Annotated in this window: 15 protein-coding genes; 12 read left to right on the top strand and 3 right to left on the bottom strand. The window is 73.6% G+C overall.

Translation table 11 applies throughout. From position 1 onward, the window contains the following. Positions 1 to 107: 107 nt before the first annotated feature. Positions 108 to 965: a polysaccharide deacetylase family protein gene (locus HNR21_RS27115; protein WP_119729770.1), complete on the bottom strand. Its 858-nt coding sequence runs from the start codon at positions 963 to 965 to the stop codon at positions 108 to 110. Between the two features lie 176 nt (positions 966 to 1,141). Between HNR21_RS27115 and HNR21_RS27110 the strand changes: the two genes are divergently transcribed. The 5 genes from HNR21_RS27110 (at position 1,142) to HNR21_RS27090 (ending at position 7,073) form a co-directional block, all read left to right on the top strand. Further along, positions 1,142 to 1,810, top strand: a complete 669-nt coding sequence (locus HNR21_RS27110; protein ID WP_182707430.1) for an SRPBCC family protein — start codon at positions 1,142 to 1,144, stop codon at positions 1,808 to 1,810. Between the two features lie 36 nt (positions 1,811 to 1,846). Next, entirely contained in the window at positions 1,847 to 2,758 is a 912-nt protein-coding gene (locus tag HNR21_RS27105; RefSeq protein WP_119729774.1) for a carbon-nitrogen hydrolase family protein, read from the top strand. Positions 2,759 to 2,840: 82 nt separating this feature from the next. Beyond that, complete coding sequence (locus HNR21_RS27100; RefSeq protein WP_182707429.1) at positions 2,841 to 5,372, top strand: ATP-dependent Clp protease ATP-binding subunit; 2,532 nt, start codon at positions 2,841 to 2,843, stop codon at positions 5,370 to 5,372. Between the two features lie 57 nt (positions 5,373 to 5,429). Further along, positions 5,430 to 6,173 carry an SDR family NAD(P)-dependent oxidoreductase gene (locus tag HNR21_RS27095; RefSeq protein ID WP_182707428.1) on the top strand — a complete coding sequence of 248 codons (744 nt, stop codon included), beginning with the start codon at positions 5,430 to 5,432 and terminating at the stop codon, positions 6,171 to 6,173. Positions 6,174 to 6,185: 12 nt separating this feature from the next. After that, positions 6,186 to 7,073, top strand: coding sequence for an NAD-dependent epimerase/dehydratase family protein (locus HNR21_RS27090; RefSeq protein WP_182707427.1), 888 nt, complete (start codon positions 6,186 to 6,188; stop codon positions 7,071 to 7,073). On the opposite strand, the gene HNR21_RS27085 is transcribed toward HNR21_RS27090, so the two are convergent. Next, positions 7,066 to 7,440 carry an FKBP-type peptidyl-prolyl cis-trans isomerase gene (locus HNR21_RS27085; RefSeq protein ID WP_182707426.1) on the bottom strand — a complete coding sequence of 125 codons (375 nt, stop codon included), beginning with the start codon at positions 7,438 to 7,440 and terminating at the stop codon, positions 7,066 to 7,068. The two genes, HNR21_RS27090 and HNR21_RS27085, sit on opposite strands and share 8 nt — an antisense overlap. Before the next feature lie 137 nt (positions 7,441 to 7,577). Between HNR21_RS27085 and HNR21_RS27080 the strand changes: the two genes are divergently transcribed. The 3 genes from HNR21_RS27080 to HNR21_RS27070 all read left to right on the top strand — a co-directional run bounded on the left by HNR21_RS27080 (position 7,578) and on the right by HNR21_RS27070 (position 12,745). Then, complete coding sequence (locus HNR21_RS27080; protein ID WP_182707425.1) at positions 7,578 to 9,650, top strand: hydantoinase/oxoprolinase family protein; 2,073 nt, start codon at positions 7,578 to 7,580, stop codon at positions 9,648 to 9,650. Further along, on the top strand, positions 9,647 to 11,458 hold the full coding sequence (locus HNR21_RS27075) for a hydantoinase B/oxoprolinase family protein (RefSeq protein WP_182707424.1): 1,812 nt from the start codon (positions 9,647 to 9,649) through the stop codon (positions 11,456 to 11,458). Before HNR21_RS27080 ends, HNR21_RS27075 begins: the two co-directional genes overlap by 4 nt. A 105-nt stretch (positions 11,459 to 11,563) precedes the next feature. Further along, positions 11,564 to 12,745, top strand: coding sequence for a winged helix DNA-binding domain-containing protein (locus HNR21_RS27070; protein WP_182707423.1), 1,182 nt, complete (start codon positions 11,564 to 11,566; stop codon positions 12,743 to 12,745). A gap of 49 nt (positions 12,746 to 12,794) precedes the next feature. Here the strand turns inward: HNR21_RS27070 and HNR21_RS27065 are convergent, their stop codons facing one another. Continuing rightward, positions 12,795 to 13,586, bottom strand: a complete 792-nt coding sequence (locus HNR21_RS27065; RefSeq protein WP_182707422.1) for a carbon-nitrogen hydrolase family protein — start codon at positions 13,584 to 13,586, stop codon at positions 12,795 to 12,797. 108 nt (positions 13,587 to 13,694) lie between these two features. Here HNR21_RS27065 and HNR21_RS27060 point away from each other — a divergent pair, with 108 nt between their 5' ends. From HNR21_RS27060 to HNR21_RS27045, 4 genes are all read left to right on the top strand, one after another. After that, entirely contained in the window at positions 13,695 to 14,645 is a 951-nt protein-coding gene (locus HNR21_RS27060; protein ID WP_182707421.1) for an ABC transporter ATP-binding protein, read from the top strand. Next, positions 14,642 to 15,490, top strand: coding sequence for an ABC transporter permease (locus tag HNR21_RS27055; RefSeq protein ID WP_182707420.1), 849 nt, complete (start codon positions 14,642 to 14,644; stop codon positions 15,488 to 15,490). Before HNR21_RS27060 ends, HNR21_RS27055 begins: the two co-directional genes overlap by 4 nt. 70 nt (positions 15,491 to 15,560) lie before the next feature. Continuing rightward, the gene (locus HNR21_RS27050; RefSeq protein ID WP_182707419.1) at positions 15,561 to 16,772 is read left to right on the top strand and encodes a sensor histidine kinase; all 1,212 of its coding nucleotides are present in this window, start codon (positions 15,561 to 15,563) and stop codon (positions 16,770 to 16,772) included. Next, positions 16,769 to 17,374: a response regulator transcription factor gene (locus HNR21_RS27045; protein WP_182707418.1), complete on the top strand. Its 606-nt coding sequence runs from the start codon at positions 16,769 to 16,771 to the stop codon at positions 17,372 to 17,374. Before HNR21_RS27050 ends, HNR21_RS27045 begins: the two co-directional genes overlap by 4 nt. Positions 17,375 to 17,391: the final 17 nt, after the last annotated feature.

Genomic DNA, 17,391 nt, shown 5'->3' with positions numbered 1-17,391 from the left:
CACGCCCCGCCGGCCGATTGCACCCTATGCGGACCCGCCCCCGGCGCCACGGCCATTTGGGGAAAGCTCCGGATAAGTGCGTTACCGGGGCGATGTCCGCCTTATGGTCATTTGACGGTGGTGGCGTTGTCCGGGGCGTTGCCGCCGAGGGAACGCGGAATGTAGTTCTCGATCGCGGCGGCCCGGAAACCCTGCTGCTCGATCCAGCCGAGGATCATCTGCATCTGCTGCGCCAGCCCCTTGCGGTAGTGCATCAGCACGATGTCCCCGGGCTGGAATCCGCGGCCCTGCCCGTCGCCGCGGGCGAACCCGTTGAAGCCCACCCCCGGCCCGGTGGTGCCGTTGTAGAACTCGGTGTTCCACAGCATGATCAGCTTGATCCCGCAGTCCTTGGCGGCCTGCTGGGTGAGCTCGTTCATCGCCCCGAACGGCGGCCGCAGGAACACCGGGCGCCTGCCGTACTGCTGGGCGATGGCGGCGGAGGCGCCGCAGATCTGCTGCCGCTGCGCCTCCAGCGGAAGGGTGTTGAGCGCGGGATGGTCCACGGTGTGGTTCTCCATGCGCGAACCCGCCCGGCGCAGCGCCCAGAAATACTGCCCCTGGCCCTTGACGTACGTCGTGGTCAGGAAGGTCATGATGGGAATGCGCCGCTCCCGCACGATCCGGACGAATTCCGGGTCGTACTCGTAGCCGTCGTCGATCGTCAGGAACACCACCTTGTCCTTGGTGTTGATCCGCCGGATCGTCGGCACCGCCCCGCGCGGGATGTCGGCGGCCTGCTCCACCGTCCACGTGCCGGGCTTGGGCCGCGGCCACTCCCGGTCGGCCAGCAGCGCGGTCAGGTCGTCGCGCAGCGCGGGGTCGGTGTCGGCGGCGGCCTGGGTGCGCACCTCCGGGCCGGTGCCGGCCCCCACCCCCAGCACGGCCGCGACCAGGCAGGCGACCAGGGGGATCTTGCCGCGCATGGGACCTCCTCGGGGGCACGCGTCGGACCCGTGTCCGACGGGGGGTTCGGCGCGCCCGCGTTGATCGACGCGCCCGCGCGCAGGAAGGTTCGCACATCAGGCATGCCAAAGGCACGAGACTCGCTCGGCATATCTTGCCATTCGTTCCGCCCGGGGGGATTTCCTAGGGTCGGGACATGAAGGTCACCGGTAGTGCCACCCTCGCCGCCCCCCTGCCCGAGGTCTGGGACGCGCTGCAGGATCCGGCGGTGCTGGCCCGCAGCATCCCCGGCTGCCACAGCCTGGAGGCGCTGGGCGACGACGCGTACAGGATGACGATCACCGCGGGCGTCGCCGCCATCAAGGGCACCTACGTCGGACAGGTCGCGCTGGCCGAGCCGGAGCCGCCGCACTCGTTCGTGCTGCGCGCCCGCGGCCAGGGCGCCCCGGGCACGGTGGAGGCCACCGTCACCGTCCGGCTGTCGGAGGACGCGGGCGGCACCCGGGTCGACTACGACGCCGACGCGGTCGTCGGCGGCATGATCGGCGGTGTCGGCCAGCGGATGCTCGGCAGCGTCGCCCGGCGCACGGCCGGCGAATTCTTCAGCTCGGTGGAACGCCTGCTCACCGCCCCGGCGCCGGTGCCCGAGCCCGCCGTCCCGGCGCCGGCCCCCGCTCCCGTCCCCGAGGGGGCGGCTCCGGCGCCCGCGCCCGCCGCGACCTTCTACGGCCCGGCCGCCGAGCCCGCCCCGGCCGGAGCGGGCGTGACCGGGCCGATGACGCTCGCGTTCGGGATGGGCGGCCTGGTCGCGTTGGCCGGCGTGGTCATCGGGTACGCCCTGGGACGTCGCCACGGCGCCGGCTGAGCCGGCACCGAGAGGCGCCGAGAGGACGGTGCGACGATGCGGAGATTCATTGCGGCGGCGGTGCAGTTCGCCCCGGCCCCCGGGCCGCTGACCGCCGCGTCGGTCGAGGCCAACCTGGACAAGGCCGAGTCCTTCGTGCGGCGCTGCGTGGCCGCCACCGGCGCCGAACTGGTCGTGCTGCCGGAGTCGTGCACCACCGGGTTCACCCCCGGGGTGCCGGCGGGCGAGCTGTGGTCGCTGATGTCGGCCGTTCCCGGCCCGGTCACCGAGCCCCTCCAGCAGGCCGCCCGGGAACTGGGCGTGCACGTCTGCATGGGCACCTACGAGCGCGGCGATGCCGGCCGGGGCTCCGGCACCGTGCACAACGCGGCGGTGCTGATCGGCCCCACCGGCGACGTTCTCGGCGTCTACCGCAAGACCCACCCGTTCGGCACGGAGAACACCACCGACGGAGGGTGGGTGACCGCCGGGACGGACGTGTGCGTGGTCGACACCGACCTCGGCCGGATCGGCATGGCCATCTGCTTCGACGGGGACTTCCCCGAGCTGTGGCGGATCCAGGCGGTGCGCGGTGCCGAGGTGATCTGCCGCCCGTCGGCGCTGCTGCGGTCGGCCGACATCTGGGAGCTGACCAACCGGGCCCGCGCCTACGACAACCACGTCTACGTGGTGGGCGCCAACGCGGTCGGCGCCGACCCGGCGGGCACCCTGTACTTCGGCAACTCGATGATCGTGACCCCGATCGCCGAGGTGGTGGCGCGCGCCGCGACCCAGGAGTCGTGGGTGGCCGCCGAACTCGACCCCGCCAGGGCGATGGCGTCGCTGTCCCCCGGCTCGTCGGTGCCGCAGCCGTTCGACCATCTGGCCGCCCGCAACCTGGAGCTCTACGACAAGCACGCCGCCGACCTGCTGGGACCCGCGCGGACCTCGTTCCCGTACGGCTCCTGACCCACTGAGGTTTCGGCTCAAGGCCACGGGTAGGGGCCGCCTACGGAGTCGATACCGAATCACGGGTCGAGGAGGTCACGACATGGTGGGGGGCTGGTACGGTCCCGGCGGCCTGGATCCCTTCGAGGAACTGCTCGCACGCTTCTTCGGGGCGGGCGGGCGCCGGCCGGTGGAACGCGTGAACCTCGCCCGGTTCATGAGCGAGCCGGGCCGGGAGCTGATCCGGGACGCGGCGACCCGGGCCGCCGAGTGGGGCAGCCCGGACCTGGACACCGACCATCTGCTGTGGGCGGCGACCCGGCAGGAGGGCTCGCGGCACCTGCTCGGCAAGGCGGGCGGCGACCCCGACGAGATCGCCGGCCGGATCGAACGGGCCGGCGGCCACGGGTCGCCGACCGACGTGCCGCCGATGATGACGCCGTCGGCCAAGCGGGCGCTGCTGGACGCCTACCAGATCTCCCGCGCCGTGGGCTCCTCCTACATCGGCCCCGAGCACGTGCTGTACGCGCTGGCCCTCAACGCCGACTCCGAGGCCGGGCGGCTGCTGCACGAGGCGCACGTCACCCCGGAGGCGCTGCGGGAGGCCGCCGGCGTGGCCCGGCCCGCCCCCGCCCCGCAGCCGCCGCCGGAGACCCCGACGCTGAACGAGTTCGCCCGCGACCTGACCGAGCTGGCCCGGGAGGGGCGGATCGACCCGGTGATCGGCCGGGACGAGGAGATCGCGCAGACCGTCGAGGTGCTGTCGCGGCGCACCAAGAACAACCCGGTGCTGATCGGCGACCCCGGGGTCGGCAAGACCGCCATCGTGGAGGGCATCGCCCAGCGCATCGCCGACGGCGAGGTCCCCGAGACGCTGGCCGGCAAGCGGCTGGTGCAGCTGGACCTGGCCGGGGTGGTGGCCGGCACCCGCTACCGCGGCGACTTCGAGGAGCGCATGTCCAAGCTGATCGACGAGATCCGCGGCAACTCCGAGCACCTGGTGGTGTTCATCGACGAGATCCACACCATGGTCACCGTGGGCGGCGGCGAGGGCGCGATGAACGCCGGCAACATGCTCAAGCCCGCGCTGTCCCGCGGCGAGCTGCACGTCATCGGCGCCACCACCATCGACGAGTACCGCAAGAACATCGAGAAGGACGCCGCCCTGGAACGCCGCTTCCAGCCGATCCTGGTGCCCGAGCCCGCCGAGGAGGACACCGTCGAGATCCTGCGCGGCCTGCGCGACCGCTACGAGGCCCACCACCAGGTCCGGTTCGGCGACGAGGCGCTGGTGGCGGCGGTGCAGCTGTCCAGCCGCTACCTGACCGACCGGTTCCTGCCCGACAAGGCCATCGACCTGATCGACCAGGCCGGCGCCCGGGTGCGGCTGCGCACCCGCACCCCCGGCCGGGACGTCCGCGAGCTGGACCAGCGGATCGACCAGGTGCGCCGGGAGAAGGACCAGGCGGTCGCCGAGGAGAACTACGAGCGCGCCAAGATGCTCCGCGACGAGCTGGCCGACCTGGAACGGCGGCGGAGCGAGGCGGCCCCGCCGCCGGGCGGCGGCCACGGCCCGGGCACCACGGTGCCCGAGGTGACGGTGGAGGACATCGCCGAGGTGGTGTCGCGGACCAGCGGCATCCCGGTCGCCCAGCTCACCCAGGAGGAGCGCGAGCGGCTGCTGAAGCTGGAGGAGCGCCTGCACCGGCGGGTGATCGGGCAGGACGAGGCGGTCGCCGCGGTCGCCGAGGCCGTCCGCCGGTCCCGCGCCGGGATGGGCGATCCGGACCGGCCGATCGGCAGCTTCCTGTTCCTCGGGCCGACCGGGGTCGGCAAGACCGAGCTGGCCCGGGCGCTGGCCGAGGCGCTGTTCGGCAGCGAGGACCGGATGATCCGGTTCGACATGAGCGAGTTCGGCGAGCGGCACACCGTCAGCCGGCTGATGGGCGCGCCCCCCGGCTACGTCGGGTACGAGGAGGCCGGCCAGCTCACCGAGGCGGTCCGCCGCCGCCCGTACTCGGTGCTGCTGCTGGACGAGATCGAGAAGGCCCACCACGACGTGTTCAACGTGCTGCTGCAACTGCTGGACGACGGGCGGCTGACCGACGCCCAGGGCCGCACCGTGGACTTCCGCAACACCGTGGTGATCATGACCAGCAATCTGGGCTCGGACGTGATCGGCGGGTCGGCCACGCTGGGCTTCACCGCCGACGACGGCGCGGTGGACGCCTCGCTGCGCGACCGGGTGATGGGCCGGCTGCGCGAGGCGTTCCGGCCGGAGTTCCTGAACCGGATCGACGAGATCATCGTGTTCCGCCGGCTGGAGCCCCGCCAGCTCCGCCAGATCACCGACCTGCTGCTGGAGGAGACCCGCCGCCGGCTGCACGCCCAGGACGTCACCATCGAGTTCAGCACCGAGGCGGTCGACTGGCTGGCCCGCAGGGGGTACCAGCCGGAGTTCGGCGCCCGGCCGCTGCGCCGCACCATCCAGCGGGAGGTCGACAACCGGCTGTCGGAGATGCTGCTGTCCGGCAGGCTGCGGCCGGGCGCGCACGTCGTGGTGGCGGTGCGCGGCGACGCCATCGACCTGGAGGTGACCGCCGGGCGGGAGGCCGCCGCGATCGGGCACAGCTGACCCATTCACTACCGGCCCTTGGCCGGGACGATCCCGGCCGCCGGGGACCTACCAGGCATGACGGTTCTCAGCGGGCAGGTCGCCCTGGTCATCGGCGGCACCCACGGCCTGGGCCGGGCCATCGCCGGCGCGCTCGCCGGGGCGGGCGCGGCCACGGTGGTGGTCAGCCGGGACGCCGACGAGTGCGCGGCGGCGGCCAAGGAACTGGCCGCCGAGCACGACGTGCCGGCCGCCGGGCTGCGCGGCGACGTCACCGACGAGGGGGACGTGGACGCGGTGGTGGCCGGGACGCTGCACCGGTTCGGCCGCATCGACGTCCTGGTCAACAGCGCCGGGACCAACGTCCGCGGCCCCATCGAGGAGGTCACCCGCGCCGACTTCGAGCACAGCATGGCGGTCAACGCCACCGGCACCTGGCTGGCCTGCCGGGCGGTGGCCGCCCCGATGAAGGCCGCCGGGTACGGCCGGATCGTCAACATGGCCTCCGCCCTCGGCCTGGTCGGCGCGCCCGACCGGTCTGCGTACGCGGCCGCCAAGGGCGCGGTCGTGCAGATCACCAAGGCCCTGGCGGTGGAGTGGGCGGGCACCGGGATCTGCGTCAACGCGCTGGCGCCCGGCGCGTTCGAGACCCGGATGAACGCCGCGGTCGCCCATGACCCGCAGGCCCGCCTCGGCTCCCCGATGGGCCGCTGGGGGCGGCCGGAGGAGGTGCAGGCGGCGGCGCTGTTCCTGGCGTCCCCGGCGGCCAGCTACACCACCGGCGCGATCCTGAGCGTCGACGGCGGCGCCACGGCCCGCTAGGAGGGTGCACGGATGCGAGTTCTGGTGACCGGCGCGCGCGGAAAGGTCGGCCGGTCGACGGTCGGGGCGTTACTGGCGGCGGGGCACGAGGTGGTGGGCACCGACCTCGGCGTTCCCCGCTACGAGCTGCCGGACGAGGACGGCGCCGCCTACGTGCAGGCCGACCTGCGCGACCCCGGGGACGTGTACGCCGTCGTCCGCGGCTGCCAGGCGATCGTGCACTGCGCCGCCATCCCCACCCATGCCCGCAACACCCCGCACCACGTGTTCGCCAACAACCTGCTGAGCACGTACCACCTCGCCGAGGCGGCCGAGGCGCTGGGGGTGCGGCGGATCGTCAACCTGTCGTCGGCGGCGGTGGCGGGTCACGCCACCGCGGTGCGGCCGTCGCTGCCGGAGTACCTGCCCGCCGACGAGGCCGAGACGGTCCGCCCGCAGGAGCCGTACGCGCTGGCCAAGCACGTCGGCGAGCAGATCATGGACATGACGGCGCGGCGCAGCGACGTGGCCTGCGTGTCGCTGCGGCCCAGCTGGGTGCAGCGGGCCTGCGACTACGAGGCCAACCTCGGCCCGCTGGTCCGCGACCCGCAGCCGAGGCTGAGCCGGTGGAGCTACGTCGACATGGGCGACCTGGTCGCCGCGATCGCGCTGGCGGTGGACTGCGACCTGCCGGGGCACGAGGTGTTCCACATCGCCGCCGAGGACAACACCACCGGGCGGCCGCTGCACGAGCTGGTGGAACGGTTCTACGGGGACCGGGTGGCGGTCCGGCCGACGGGCCGGCCGGACGCCAGCGCCGTGTCCTGCGAGAAGGCGCGGCGGCTGCTGGGCTTCCACGCCAAGCGGTCCTGGCGCGACCATCTGGGCGAGGACGGCCGCGCCCTGACCGCGGTCAGTTGACGGCCAGCAGGTCCACCACGAAGATCAGCGTCTCGCCCGGCCGGATCGCCGCGCCCGCGCCGCGGTTGCCGTACGCCAGGTGCGGCGGGATCACCAGCCTGCGGCGCCCGCCGACGCGCATCCCGGCCACGCCCATGTCCCAGCCCTTGATGACGCGGCCCGCGCCCAGCGGGAACTCGAACGGCTCACCGCGGTTCCAGGAGGCGTCGAACTCCTCGCCGGTGGAGTAGGCCACGCCGAGGTAGTGCACCGAGACCGTCGACCCCTTGGTGGCCTCCGGGCCGTCGCCGACGGTGATGTCGGTGATGTCGAGGTACTCCGGCGGGGGGCCTTCGGGGAAGTCGATCTCAGGTCGTTCAAGCGCCATCGCTGGTCTCCATCGTCATCGGTCGTGGCCGCAGGCCACCCTATAGGTGCCCGCAGTGCGATCCCGAAACAGGCGGACGGTCGTTGTCAGATCTCGACAGTTCCCCGGCGCCCGGACCGGCGGTACATGTGGACCTCATGCAGCCTGAGCAGCGGCGGATCCGGATCGGGATCGACACCGGCGGCACGTTCACCGACGTGGTCGCCCTGGACACCGGCACCGGGCGGGTGGTCACCAGCAAGACCCCCTCCACCCCGGCGGACCCGGCCGAGGGCTTCATGAACGCCGTGGCGGTGGCGCTGGAGCTGCTGGAGGCTCAGGGGCCCGACGTCGCCGCGCTGGCGCACGGCACGACCGTGGCCACCAACCAGCTGCTGGAGGACCGGATCGGGGACCTGGGGTTCATCACCACCGAGGGCTTCGAGTTCGTCCTGGAGATCGCCCGGCAGAGCGTGCCGGACGGCTACGGCAACTCCTACTTCTGGGTCAAGCCGCCCCGGATCGTCCCGGTGCACCGCGTCCGCACGGTGGGCGGGCGGCTGGACCACACCGGAGCGGAGATCCACCCGTTCGACGAGGCGGGCGCGGTGGCGGCGGCCCGCTGGTTCCGCGAGCGGGGCATCACCGCGATCGGGGTGTGCTTCCTGCACTCCTACGCCAACCCGGCGCACGAGCTGGCCATGCGGGAGGTGCTGCGGCGCGAGCACCCCGACGCGGTGGTGTCGCTGTCGTGCGAGGTGCTGCGGGAGTACCGCGAGTACGAGCGGTCCGTCACGACCCTGGTGGACGCCGCGGTCAAGCCGACGATGATGCGCTACATCGACCGGATCTCCCGCCGTCTGGAGCCGCTGGGCGCGCCGCCGTTCTACGTGATGAAGAGCAACGGCGGGGTGCTGTCGGCCGAGGAGGTCGTGCACCAGCCGATCACCACCGTGCTGTCGGGGCCGGCGGCGGGCGCGCTGGGGGCGGCGCTGGTCGCGGGGGCGGCCGGGCACCGGTCGGTGATCACCCTGGACGGCGGCGGGACCTCCACCGACGTGGCGGTGGTGCTGGACGGGGAGCCGACGCTGACCACCGAGGGCTCGGTGGGCCGCTACCCGTCGAAGATCCCGATGGTCGACATCGTCACCGTGGGCGCGGGCGGCGGCTCCCTGGCCCACCTGGCGGCGGGCGGCACCCTCAAGGTCGGCCCCGCCTCCGCGGGAGCCGATCCGGGGCCGCTGTGCTACGGCAAGCGCTCCGATGGGGCGCCGACGGTGACCGACGCGCACGTGTTCCTCGGGCGGATCCCGTCGCACCTGCTGGGCGGGCGGATCCCGCTGGACGTCGAGGCCGCCCGCAAGGGCCTGGCGGCCCTCGGCGACGACCTGGGCCTGGACCCGGAACGGTGCGCCGCCGGGATCCTGGAGATCAGCGCCTGGAACCAGGCCAACGCCATCCGCCGGATCACCGTGCAGCGCGGCCTGGACGTCCGCGACTACCCGATGGTGGCGTTCGGCGGGTCCGGGCCGCTGCTGGCCTGCCGGCTGGTGGACGTGCTGGGCCTGCCCTCGGCGATCGTCCCCGAGAACCCCGGCAACCTGTCGGCGTTCGGGCTGCTCACCGTGGACGTCAAGAACGACTACGTGCAGACCCGCGTCCGGCGTGACGCCGACCTGGACCTCGCGGGCCTGGCCGAGACGTACGCCGGCCTGGAACGGCAGGCCGCCGAGGCGCTGCACCGCGAGGGCTTCCCCGCCGAACGGCACCGCCACCTGCGCACCGCCGACCTGCGCTACTACGGCCAGGCCTACGAGGTGCGGGTCACCGCCCCGGACGGGCCGGTGGACGAGGCGTTCCGCGCCGAGGTGGTCCGCCGCTTCCACGACGCCCACGAGGCCCTGTACGGCTACTGCTACCGCGACGACGACCGCCGCCACGCCGTCGAATGGGTCAACCTGCGGGTCTCCGGCATCGGCCCCATCGTCCGCCCCGAACTGGCGCGCCGCCCGCCCGGCGACGGCGACGCCTCCCGCGCCCGCACCGGCACCCGCCGCGTCTACTTCGACGAGTGGGCCGACACCCCCGTCTACCAGCGAGAACGGCTCCGGCCCGGGGACCGGGTCACCGGCCCCGCGGTGATCGAGGAGTTCGGCTCCACGTTCCCGCTGCACCCCGGCTTCCAGGCCGGCATGGACGACTACGGCAACCTGGTGGTGACCCGCGCATGAAGGCCGACCCGATCGTCGTGGAGATCGTCGAGGGCACGCTGGCCTCGGTGGAACGGGAGGTGGAGACCGCCATCGCGCGGACCGCCCGGTCGCCGATGATCCGGGACGCGCACGACTTCCGCGCCGGCATCCACGACCGGAGGCTGCGCAAGCTCACCGGGCGGTCCTACTCGGCGCTGGTGCACCCGATCGTGCGGGACTTCCCGATCGAGACGATGCGGCCCGGCGACGTGTTCTTCCACAACGACGTGTACCTGTCCGAGGGCGGCATCGGGCACCTGCCGGACCTGTGCGTCACCGTGCCGGTCTTCCACGACGGCGAGGTGGTGGCGTTCGTGCAGGCGTTCGGCCACCACGACGACATCGGCGGGGCGGTGCCCGGGTCGATGCCCAGCCACGCCCGCAGCGCGTTCGAGGAGGGCCTGATGGTCCCGCCGATCAGGCTGTGGGACCAGGGCGTGCCCAACGAGGCGGCGCTGCGGATCATGACCCGCAACTCGCGGATGCCCGACTCGCTGGCCGGGGACCTGGACGCCGAGTGCTCGGCCTGCCTGATGGGGGCGCGGCGGCTGGGCGAGCTGTTCGACCGGTACGGCCGCGCGCAGGTCGAGGCGTGCTTCGACGCCATCCTGGACCGCACCACCGAGACGTTCCGGCGGGAGATCCTGTCCAAGATCCCGGACGGGACGTACGTGTGGGAGGACTACGCCGAGCACGACGGGGTGGACCCGCCCCGGCTGCACACCCAGCGGATCACCCTCACCAAGACCCCCGAGAAGATCGTCATCGACTTCACCGGGACCTCCCCGCAGGCCAAGGGGCCGATCAACCACGCCGGGGACTACGCCGACGGGGTGTTCCTGAAGAAGTGGCTGGCGCCCGTGCTGCGCAACCTGGCCGACACGCCCGAGCGGATGGCCGAGCTGGACGTCAACGAGGGCGTGGTGCCGCTGATCGAGATGCGGTTCCCGGAGAAGGGCACGCTGCTCACCCCGATCTTCCCGGCGCCCACCAACGCCCGCACGTTCGTGATCCTGCGGCTGCTGGGGGTGCTGGCCGGGGTGCTGGCCAAGGCCACCGGCGGCCGGATGCCCGCCGACCAGGAGACCATCCGCTACACCGGCGTCTACGGCGAGGACGCCGACGGCAACCCGTACCTGATGCGGGAGGTGCTGGGCGGCGGCTCGGGCGGGCGCTACTACGCCGACGGGGAGGACACCATCCACGTCGTCCCCGACTCCCGCAACATCCCGGTGGAGTTCGCCGAGTCCCGCTGGCCGTTCGTCGTCGAACGCCTCGGCCTGGCCGTCGACTCCGGCGGGCCGGGGGAGAAACGCGGCGGCCTCGGCTACGACAAGCACATCCGGATGCTGCGCGACGCCCACTTCATGTCGATCGCCGACCGCTCCATCCTGTCCTGCTGGGGCGTGAACGGCGGCCGTGCCGGACGTCCGTTCCGGGTGGACATCGACGGCCGCCCCATGGAGGGACTGGTCGACGACGAGCCCGTCAAGGCCGGGCAGGTCATCCGCATCCGCACCACCGGAGGCGGCGGCTGGGGCGACCCGCTGAACCGCGACCCGCAGGCCGTCGCCGACGACGTCCGCGACGGCAAGGTCTCCGTGGAGGGCGCCCGCGACGACTACGGCGTGGTCCTCACCGCGGACGGCGAGGTCGACAAGACCGCCACCGACGACCTGCGCCGCCGCATGGCCACCGAACGCGGCCCCGCCCCGTTCTTCGACCGCGGCCCCGGCTACCCCCTGCTCGCCGGGGGCCGCACCGAGTCGGAGTTCGACCGTCTTTGACCCGCCCGCGCACCGCGGGTCTTTCACGTCCGCCGCGGCCTTGCGGAATCGGGATTGTCCGACCCGGGTGGCAGGATCGGGGGACGGTCCCGAGCGGAGGCGAGGATGGCGACGGTGTCCCTGGCGCAGGCGCGCGCGCACGTGCTGGTCAAGCAGGGGCTGGCGGGGAGGGGCCTGGGCTCGGTCCTGGAGGCCGTCGACGCGACCGGCGGGATCTACGGGACCGCCCCCACCTGCTACCTGTCGTGCGCCGCGCGGATCCCCTCGTTCCGGCTGGCCGACCTCGACCGGGAGCTGTACTCCGAACGCAGCGTGGTCCGGCTGCGCGCCATGCGGGGGATGGCCTACATCGAGCCGCTGCCGCTGCTGCCCGCCCTGCTCGCCTGCACCGGGGAGCCGCGCGACAAGACGCTCAAGCGGATCGCCCGGAACGCCGAGATGACCGAGGCGCAGACGCTGGAGCTGGCCGACCGGATCGAGGCGGTGCTGGCCGGACGCCCGCCGATGACCGTCAAGGAGATCCGCGAGGCCCTCGGCGGCGACCTGCCCGGCAACTCCGGCGCCCTGCAGATGACGGTGGCGCTGCTGGGCCGGTACGGCCGGATCGTGCGGACCAGGGCGCGCGGCTCCTGGCGCAGCGACCTGTACCCGTACGCCCGGTGGACCGACTGGCTCGGCGCCCCGGTCGAGGAGATGGACCCCGCCGAGGCCCGCGTCGAGGTCGCCCGCCGCTACCTGCGCGCCTACGGCCCGGCCACCGCCGACGACCTCAAGTGGTGGACGGGCTGGACCAAACGCGACACCCTCCCCGCGCTGGCCGCCTTGGGGGAGGAGGCCACGCCGGTGTCACTGGACGGGCGGGACGCCCGGGTCCTCACCGACGAGCTCGACGCCCTCACTTCGATCGGCCCGCAGGACGGCCGCGGGGTGCGGCTGCTGCCGGTGTGGGACTCCTACTTCATGGGGTACGCCACCACCCCGGCGGGCCGCCTCCGGCAGGTCCGCGCGGAGGACTACCCCCGCGTCTACGACAAGAGCGGCAACGCCACCTCGGTCGTCATCCGCGACGGCATGGCCGCCGGGGTGTGGGAGCTGGACGCCGACGCGGGCACCGCCACCGTCGCCCCGTTCGGCGACGACCTGCCGTGGGACGACGTCGCCGCCCAGGTCGACGCCCTCGGTCACGCCATCGGCACCGACCTGCGGATGGAACGCGCCCACGTCCCCGGCCCGCTGTCGGACGGCCCGCGCAACACGTTCCTGTCGCCGATCTCGCTGCGCTCCTGAGTGCGCGGGCGACCGCGGCCGGGGTCCGGGCGTCCCCGGACGAGCAGGTCTAGAGGACGTCGGGGCGGCGGTGCGCCAGGGACGGCAGGAAGCGGCGGACCCGTTCGGTGACCGCCATGTCGATCTCGCCGGTCATCACCGTCGCGAACGGGCCCAGGTCCGCCAGCACCGTCCCCATCGGGTCGACCAGCATGCTGCGGCCCACCCCGCCCGGGTTGCCCTTCGGCGGCGGGGTGCGGTCGGGGGCCTTGTCGACGGCGACCACCCAGGTGGTGTTCTCGATGGCGCGGGCCCGCACCAGCGTGGCCCAGTGCTCCTCCTTGAACACCCCCTGCGCCCACGCCGCGATGATCACCAGGACCTGTGCGCCGCGGTCCACCAGCGCCCGCGCCAGCTCGGGGAACCGCACGTCGTAGCAGGTGATCAGGCCGATCCGGACGCCCGCCAGGTCCACCACCACCGGGGCGTCGCCGGGCGCGACCCGTTCGGACTCCCGGTCCCCGAACGCGTCGAACAGATGGATCTTGCGGTACGCCCCGGCCAGTTCCCCGGCCGCGTCGATCGCCACGGCGGTGTTGTGGACCCGGCCGTCGCCCGCGGGCTCGAACACCCCGGCGATCAGCGCCGTGCCGTGCTCGCGGGCCGCCTGCCTCAGCTCGCCGACGAACGGCCCGTCCAGCGGCTCGGCGACGTCGGCCAGCGTGTTGCCGAACCGCACCTGCGCCGCCTCCGGGAACACCGCCAGATCCGCCCCCGCCGCCCGTTCCAGGGCCGCGCGGATCTCCCGCAGGTTCTCCTTCGGATCGTCGCCCACCGGGATCTGACACAGTGCCACGCGCATGCCCCCAGCATGACATGACAACTGTCACGCCCCCCGGCTGACAACCGCGGCCCCGGCCGGTGACAGCGGCGACTACCCGGCGTTCCGCCCCGAAACGATCATCGAGGCATGAACGCCGACAACGTCATCGAAGTGGCCGGGCTGCACCAGCGGTACGGCGAGTTCGAGGCCGTGCGGGACGTGTCGTTCGAGGTCCGCGAGGGCGAGCTGTTCGCGCTGCTGGGCACCAACGGCGCCGGCAAGACCACGACGATGGAGACCGTCGAGGGCTTCCGTCCCGCCCACTCGGGCACCGTCCGGGTGCTCGGCCGCGACCCGCACCGCGAACGCCGCGCCGTCCGCCCGCACGTCGGGATCATGCTGCAGGAGGGCGGGCTGTTCCCCGACCTGACCGTGGCCGAGACCGTCGACCTGTGGCGCGACATCGTGCCCGGCTCCCGTCCCCGCGACGAGGTGCTGGAGCAGGTGGACCTGGCCGACAAGGCCGGCGTCCGCACCCGGCAGCTGTCGGGCGGGCAGAAGCGGCGGCTGGACCTGGCGCTGGCGGTCGTGGCCCGCCCCCGGGTGCTGTTCCTCGACGAGCCCACCACCGGCATGGACCCCGAGGCCCGCCGCACCACCTGGCGGACCGTCCGCGGCCTGGTCGCCGACGGCGCCACCGTGCTGCTGACCACCCACTACCTGGAGGAGGCCGAGCAGCTCGCCGACCGGCTGGCGATCATGCACAGGGGCGAGATCCGGGTGGCCGGCACCGTCGCCGAGGTGCTGGCCGGGCACGGCGACCGCATCGACTTCCGGATCCCCCCGCAGGTCGCCGTCGCCGACCTGCCGCGGGTGGGCGGCGCCGCGCCCCGGGTGTCGGCCACCTCGGCCGGGCCCGTCGCGACGTACGTCCTGACCGGCCGCAGCGTGCAGGCCGCGCTGCGCGAACTGCTCGACTGGGCCGACGCCGGCCGGCTGGAGCTGGCCGGGCTGCGGGTCCGCAGCGCGTCCCTGGAGGACGTTTTCCTGCAGGTCGCCGGGCACCCGGCGGTCGAGACCGAGGAGGCGAACCGATGACGACGACCCGGCCCGCCATGCCCGTGGGGCCCGCCGCGGCCCGCGTGGACCTGCGGCGGATGCTGCGGCTGGCCCGGCTGGACCTGACCCTGATGTGGCGCAACCGCACCGCGATGTTCGGGGTGCTGGGGATCCCCGCCTTCTTCTCCGCGATGCTGGTGGTCGGGTCGGGCAACGGCAACACCACCGCCGGGATCGACGCGGTGCTGTACACCGGCACCGGCGACCTGGCGTTCTTCCTGATCTTCGCGGTGTTCATCCACCTGACGACCGGCTTCACCGCCCGCCGCGAGGAGCTGACGCTCAAGCGGCTGCGCAGCGGCCCGCTGTCGGACCTGGAGGTGCTGGGCGGCAGCGTGCTCGGCGCGGTGCTGATGTACTTCGCCCAGTCGGCCGTCCTCGTCGTGATCATCATGGCGGTGCTGGACGGCGGCCCGCCCGCCGACCCGGTGCTGCTGCTGGCCGGGATGCTCGGCGGCGCGGCGGTGTGCGCGCTGCTGGCGACGGCGCTGTCCGGCGTCACCTCGACCGCGGAGATGGCGCAGTTCACCGTGCTGCCGATGCTGCTGCTGTCGATGGGCCTGTCGGGGTTCATGTTCCCGCTGGACGGCATGCCCACGGCCGTGCAGGCCGTCGGCCAGGTGGCGCCGCTGACCCCCGTCGTCGAGATCCTGCGCACCGCCTACCTGGGCCGCGACTACACCGTCGGCGGCGACCACGGAACGCTCGGCCTGGTGGAGGGCTGGACGGTCTGCGTTCCCTCGCTGCTCACCCTGGCCGCCTGGGGCGTGGTGGGCGCGTGGCTGGCCCGGCGGTACTTCCGCTGGGAGCCCCGGCGCGGCTGATCCGGCCGCTCCGGCGGAGGCCGGACGGCCGTTACGCTGAGCACGGATTGCGGAGGGTGTGGGCGAAGTGATGGAAACCGGCACCTCGGCCGACATCGCCGAGCGCGCGGCCCGAAGATTCCAGACGGCCCGCCGGATCACCGAGGGCACCTTCGGGGCGGCGAGCGCGGGGCTGGGCATCGGCGTCGGCATGAACACGGCCGTGCTGTACACCGACGGTGAGATCGGCCTGCCGCTGGTGGGGCTGCTGCTGGTGGGCCTGGCGGCCTTCACGGTGCTGTACATGCGGCTGGTGCGGGCCGGGATGCAGGGCCGCGCCCCGGCCCGGGAACTGGTGCTCAGCGCGCTGCTGGCGGCGGCGCTGAGCCTCATGCTCTTCGAGAACCCGATGTGGATCATGGTGGGGCCGTTCTGGGCGTCGGTGGCCGCGCTGTGCCTGCCCGGCCTGCGGAACCTGATCGCCGTCTGCGTCGGGACGTCGGCGCTGCTGGCCACCTACAGCGTGATCGCCGCCTGGGAACGGGCGCACTGGTTCATGTGGCCGACGATGTTCCTCATCTGCATGGGCATCTGCGGGCTGGCGGTGGGCGGCAACATGGCGCAGAAGTGGCTGTGGGACGTGATGCAGGAGGTGGACGCCGCCCGCGAGGCGCAGGCGCGGCTGGCGGTCACCGAGGAGCGCCTGCGGTTCGCCCGCGACCTGCACGACCTGCTGGGGCACAACCTGTCGCTGATCGCGGTCAAGAGCGAGCTGGCCATCCGGATGACCGAGGCCGACCCGGCCCGCGCCCGCGCCGAGATGGCCGACGTGCGGCAGGCCGCCCGCGACGCGCTCCGCGAGGTCCGGGCGGCGGTCCGCGGCTACCGGGTGGTGGAGCTGGACGCCGAGCTGGCCAGCGTCCGCGCCGTGCTGGAGGCCGCCGGGGTGCGCTGCACCGTACCGGACGATCCCGGCGGGCTGCCCGAGGAGATCGGCGGAGTGCTGGCCTGGGTGGTCCGCGAGGGCGCCACCAACGTGCTCAAGCACAGCGAGGCCCGCCGCTGCGACATCACCCTGGCCCGCTACGACGGGTCGGTGGTGCTGGAGATGGTCAACGACGGCGCCCGCCCCGCCGCCGAAGGCTCCGGCACCGGGCTGACCGGCCTGACCGAACGGCTGGCCGCGGTCGGCGGTACGCTCACCGCCGAGCACACCGGCCAGGGCCGGTTCCTGCTGCGGGCGGCCGTCCCGCTGCCGGAACCGTCGAAGAGCACCGACGAGCCGCTGCGGAGCGTGGCGTGATCCGGATCCTGCTGGCCGACGACGAGCACCTGATCCGCGGCGCCGTCGCGGCCCTGCTCGGCCTGCAGCCCGACCTGGAGGTGGTCGCCGAGGTCGGCCGCGGCGACCAGGTCCTGGACGCGGTGGCCGAGCACGACCCCGACGTGGCCGTCCTCGACATCGACATGCCCGGCGCGGACGGGCTGACCGTCGCCGAACGCCTGCACGAGACCGGCGCCCGCTGCGCCGTGTGCATCCTCACCAGCCTGGGCCGTCCCGGCTACCTGCGGCGGGCGATGGCCGCCGGGGTCCGCGGCTTCATCGCCAAGGACGCCCCCGCCGAGGACCTGGCCGCCGCCGTCCGCAAGATCCACGCCGGGGGCCGCTACCTGGACGCCGAACTGGCCGCCACCGCCATGGCGGCCGGCGACAACCCCCTCACCGAGCGGGAGCGCGAGGTCCTCCGCCTGGTCGGCAAGGGCGTGGAGGCCCCCCGGATCGCCGCGACCCTGCACCTGTCGGAGGGCACCGTCCGCAACTACCTGTCCAGCGCCATGACCAAGCTCGGCGCCGGCAACCGGCTGGCCGCCGTCCGCGCCGCCGAGGACATGGGCTGGATCTGACACCTGCCATACGACAG

The organism is Thermomonospora cellulosilytica (assembly GCF_014138835.1).
GTDB classification, from domain to species: domain Bacteria; phylum Actinomycetota; class Actinomycetes; order Streptosporangiales; family Streptosporangiaceae; genus Thermomonospora; species Thermomonospora amylolytica.
The sequence above is the reverse complement of the archived record's forward strand: the minus strand, read 5'-3'. Positions and strand labels throughout refer to the sequence as shown.

Coding starts and splice junctions, on each gene's coding strand:
- HNR21_RS27115 (WP_119729770.1), bottom strand. CDS start 965: ATGCGCGGCAAGATCCCCCTGGTCGCCTGCCTGGTCGCGGCCGTGCTG.
- HNR21_RS27110 (WP_182707430.1), top strand. CDS start 1,142: ATGAAGGTCACCGGTAGTGCCACCCTCGCCGCCCCCCTGCCCGAGGTC.
- HNR21_RS27105 (WP_119729774.1), top strand. CDS start 1,847: ATGCGGAGATTCATTGCGGCGGCGGTGCAGTTCGCCCCGGCCCCCGGG.
- HNR21_RS27100 (WP_182707429.1), top strand. CDS start 2,841: ATGGTGGGGGGCTGGTACGGTCCCGGCGGCCTGGATCCCTTCGAGGAA.
- HNR21_RS27095 (WP_182707428.1), top strand. CDS start 5,430: ATGACGGTTCTCAGCGGGCAGGTCGCCCTGGTCATCGGCGGCACCCAC.
- HNR21_RS27090 (WP_182707427.1), top strand. CDS start 6,186: ATGCGAGTTCTGGTGACCGGCGCGCGCGGAAAGGTCGGCCGGTCGACG.
- HNR21_RS27085 (WP_182707426.1), bottom strand. CDS start 7,440: ATGGCGCTTGAACGACCTGAGATCGACTTCCCCGAAGGCCCCCCGCCG.
- HNR21_RS27080 (WP_182707425.1), top strand. CDS start 7,578: ATGCAGCCTGAGCAGCGGCGGATCCGGATCGGGATCGACACCGGCGGC.
- HNR21_RS27075 (WP_182707424.1), top strand. CDS start 9,647: ATGAAGGCCGACCCGATCGTCGTGGAGATCGTCGAGGGCACGCTGGCC.
- HNR21_RS27070 (WP_182707423.1), top strand. CDS start 11,564: ATGGCGACGGTGTCCCTGGCGCAGGCGCGCGCGCACGTGCTGGTCAAG.
- HNR21_RS27065 (WP_182707422.1), bottom strand. CDS start 13,586: ATGCGCGTGGCACTGTGTCAGATCCCGGTGGGCGACGATCCGAAGGAG.
- HNR21_RS27060 (WP_182707421.1), top strand. CDS start 13,695: ATGAACGCCGACAACGTCATCGAAGTGGCCGGGCTGCACCAGCGGTAC.
- HNR21_RS27055 (WP_182707420.1), top strand. CDS start 14,642: ATGACGACGACCCGGCCCGCCATGCCCGTGGGGCCCGCCGCGGCCCGC.
- HNR21_RS27050 (WP_182707419.1), top strand. CDS start 15,561: ATGGAAACCGGCACCTCGGCCGACATCGCCGAGCGCGCGGCCCGAAGA.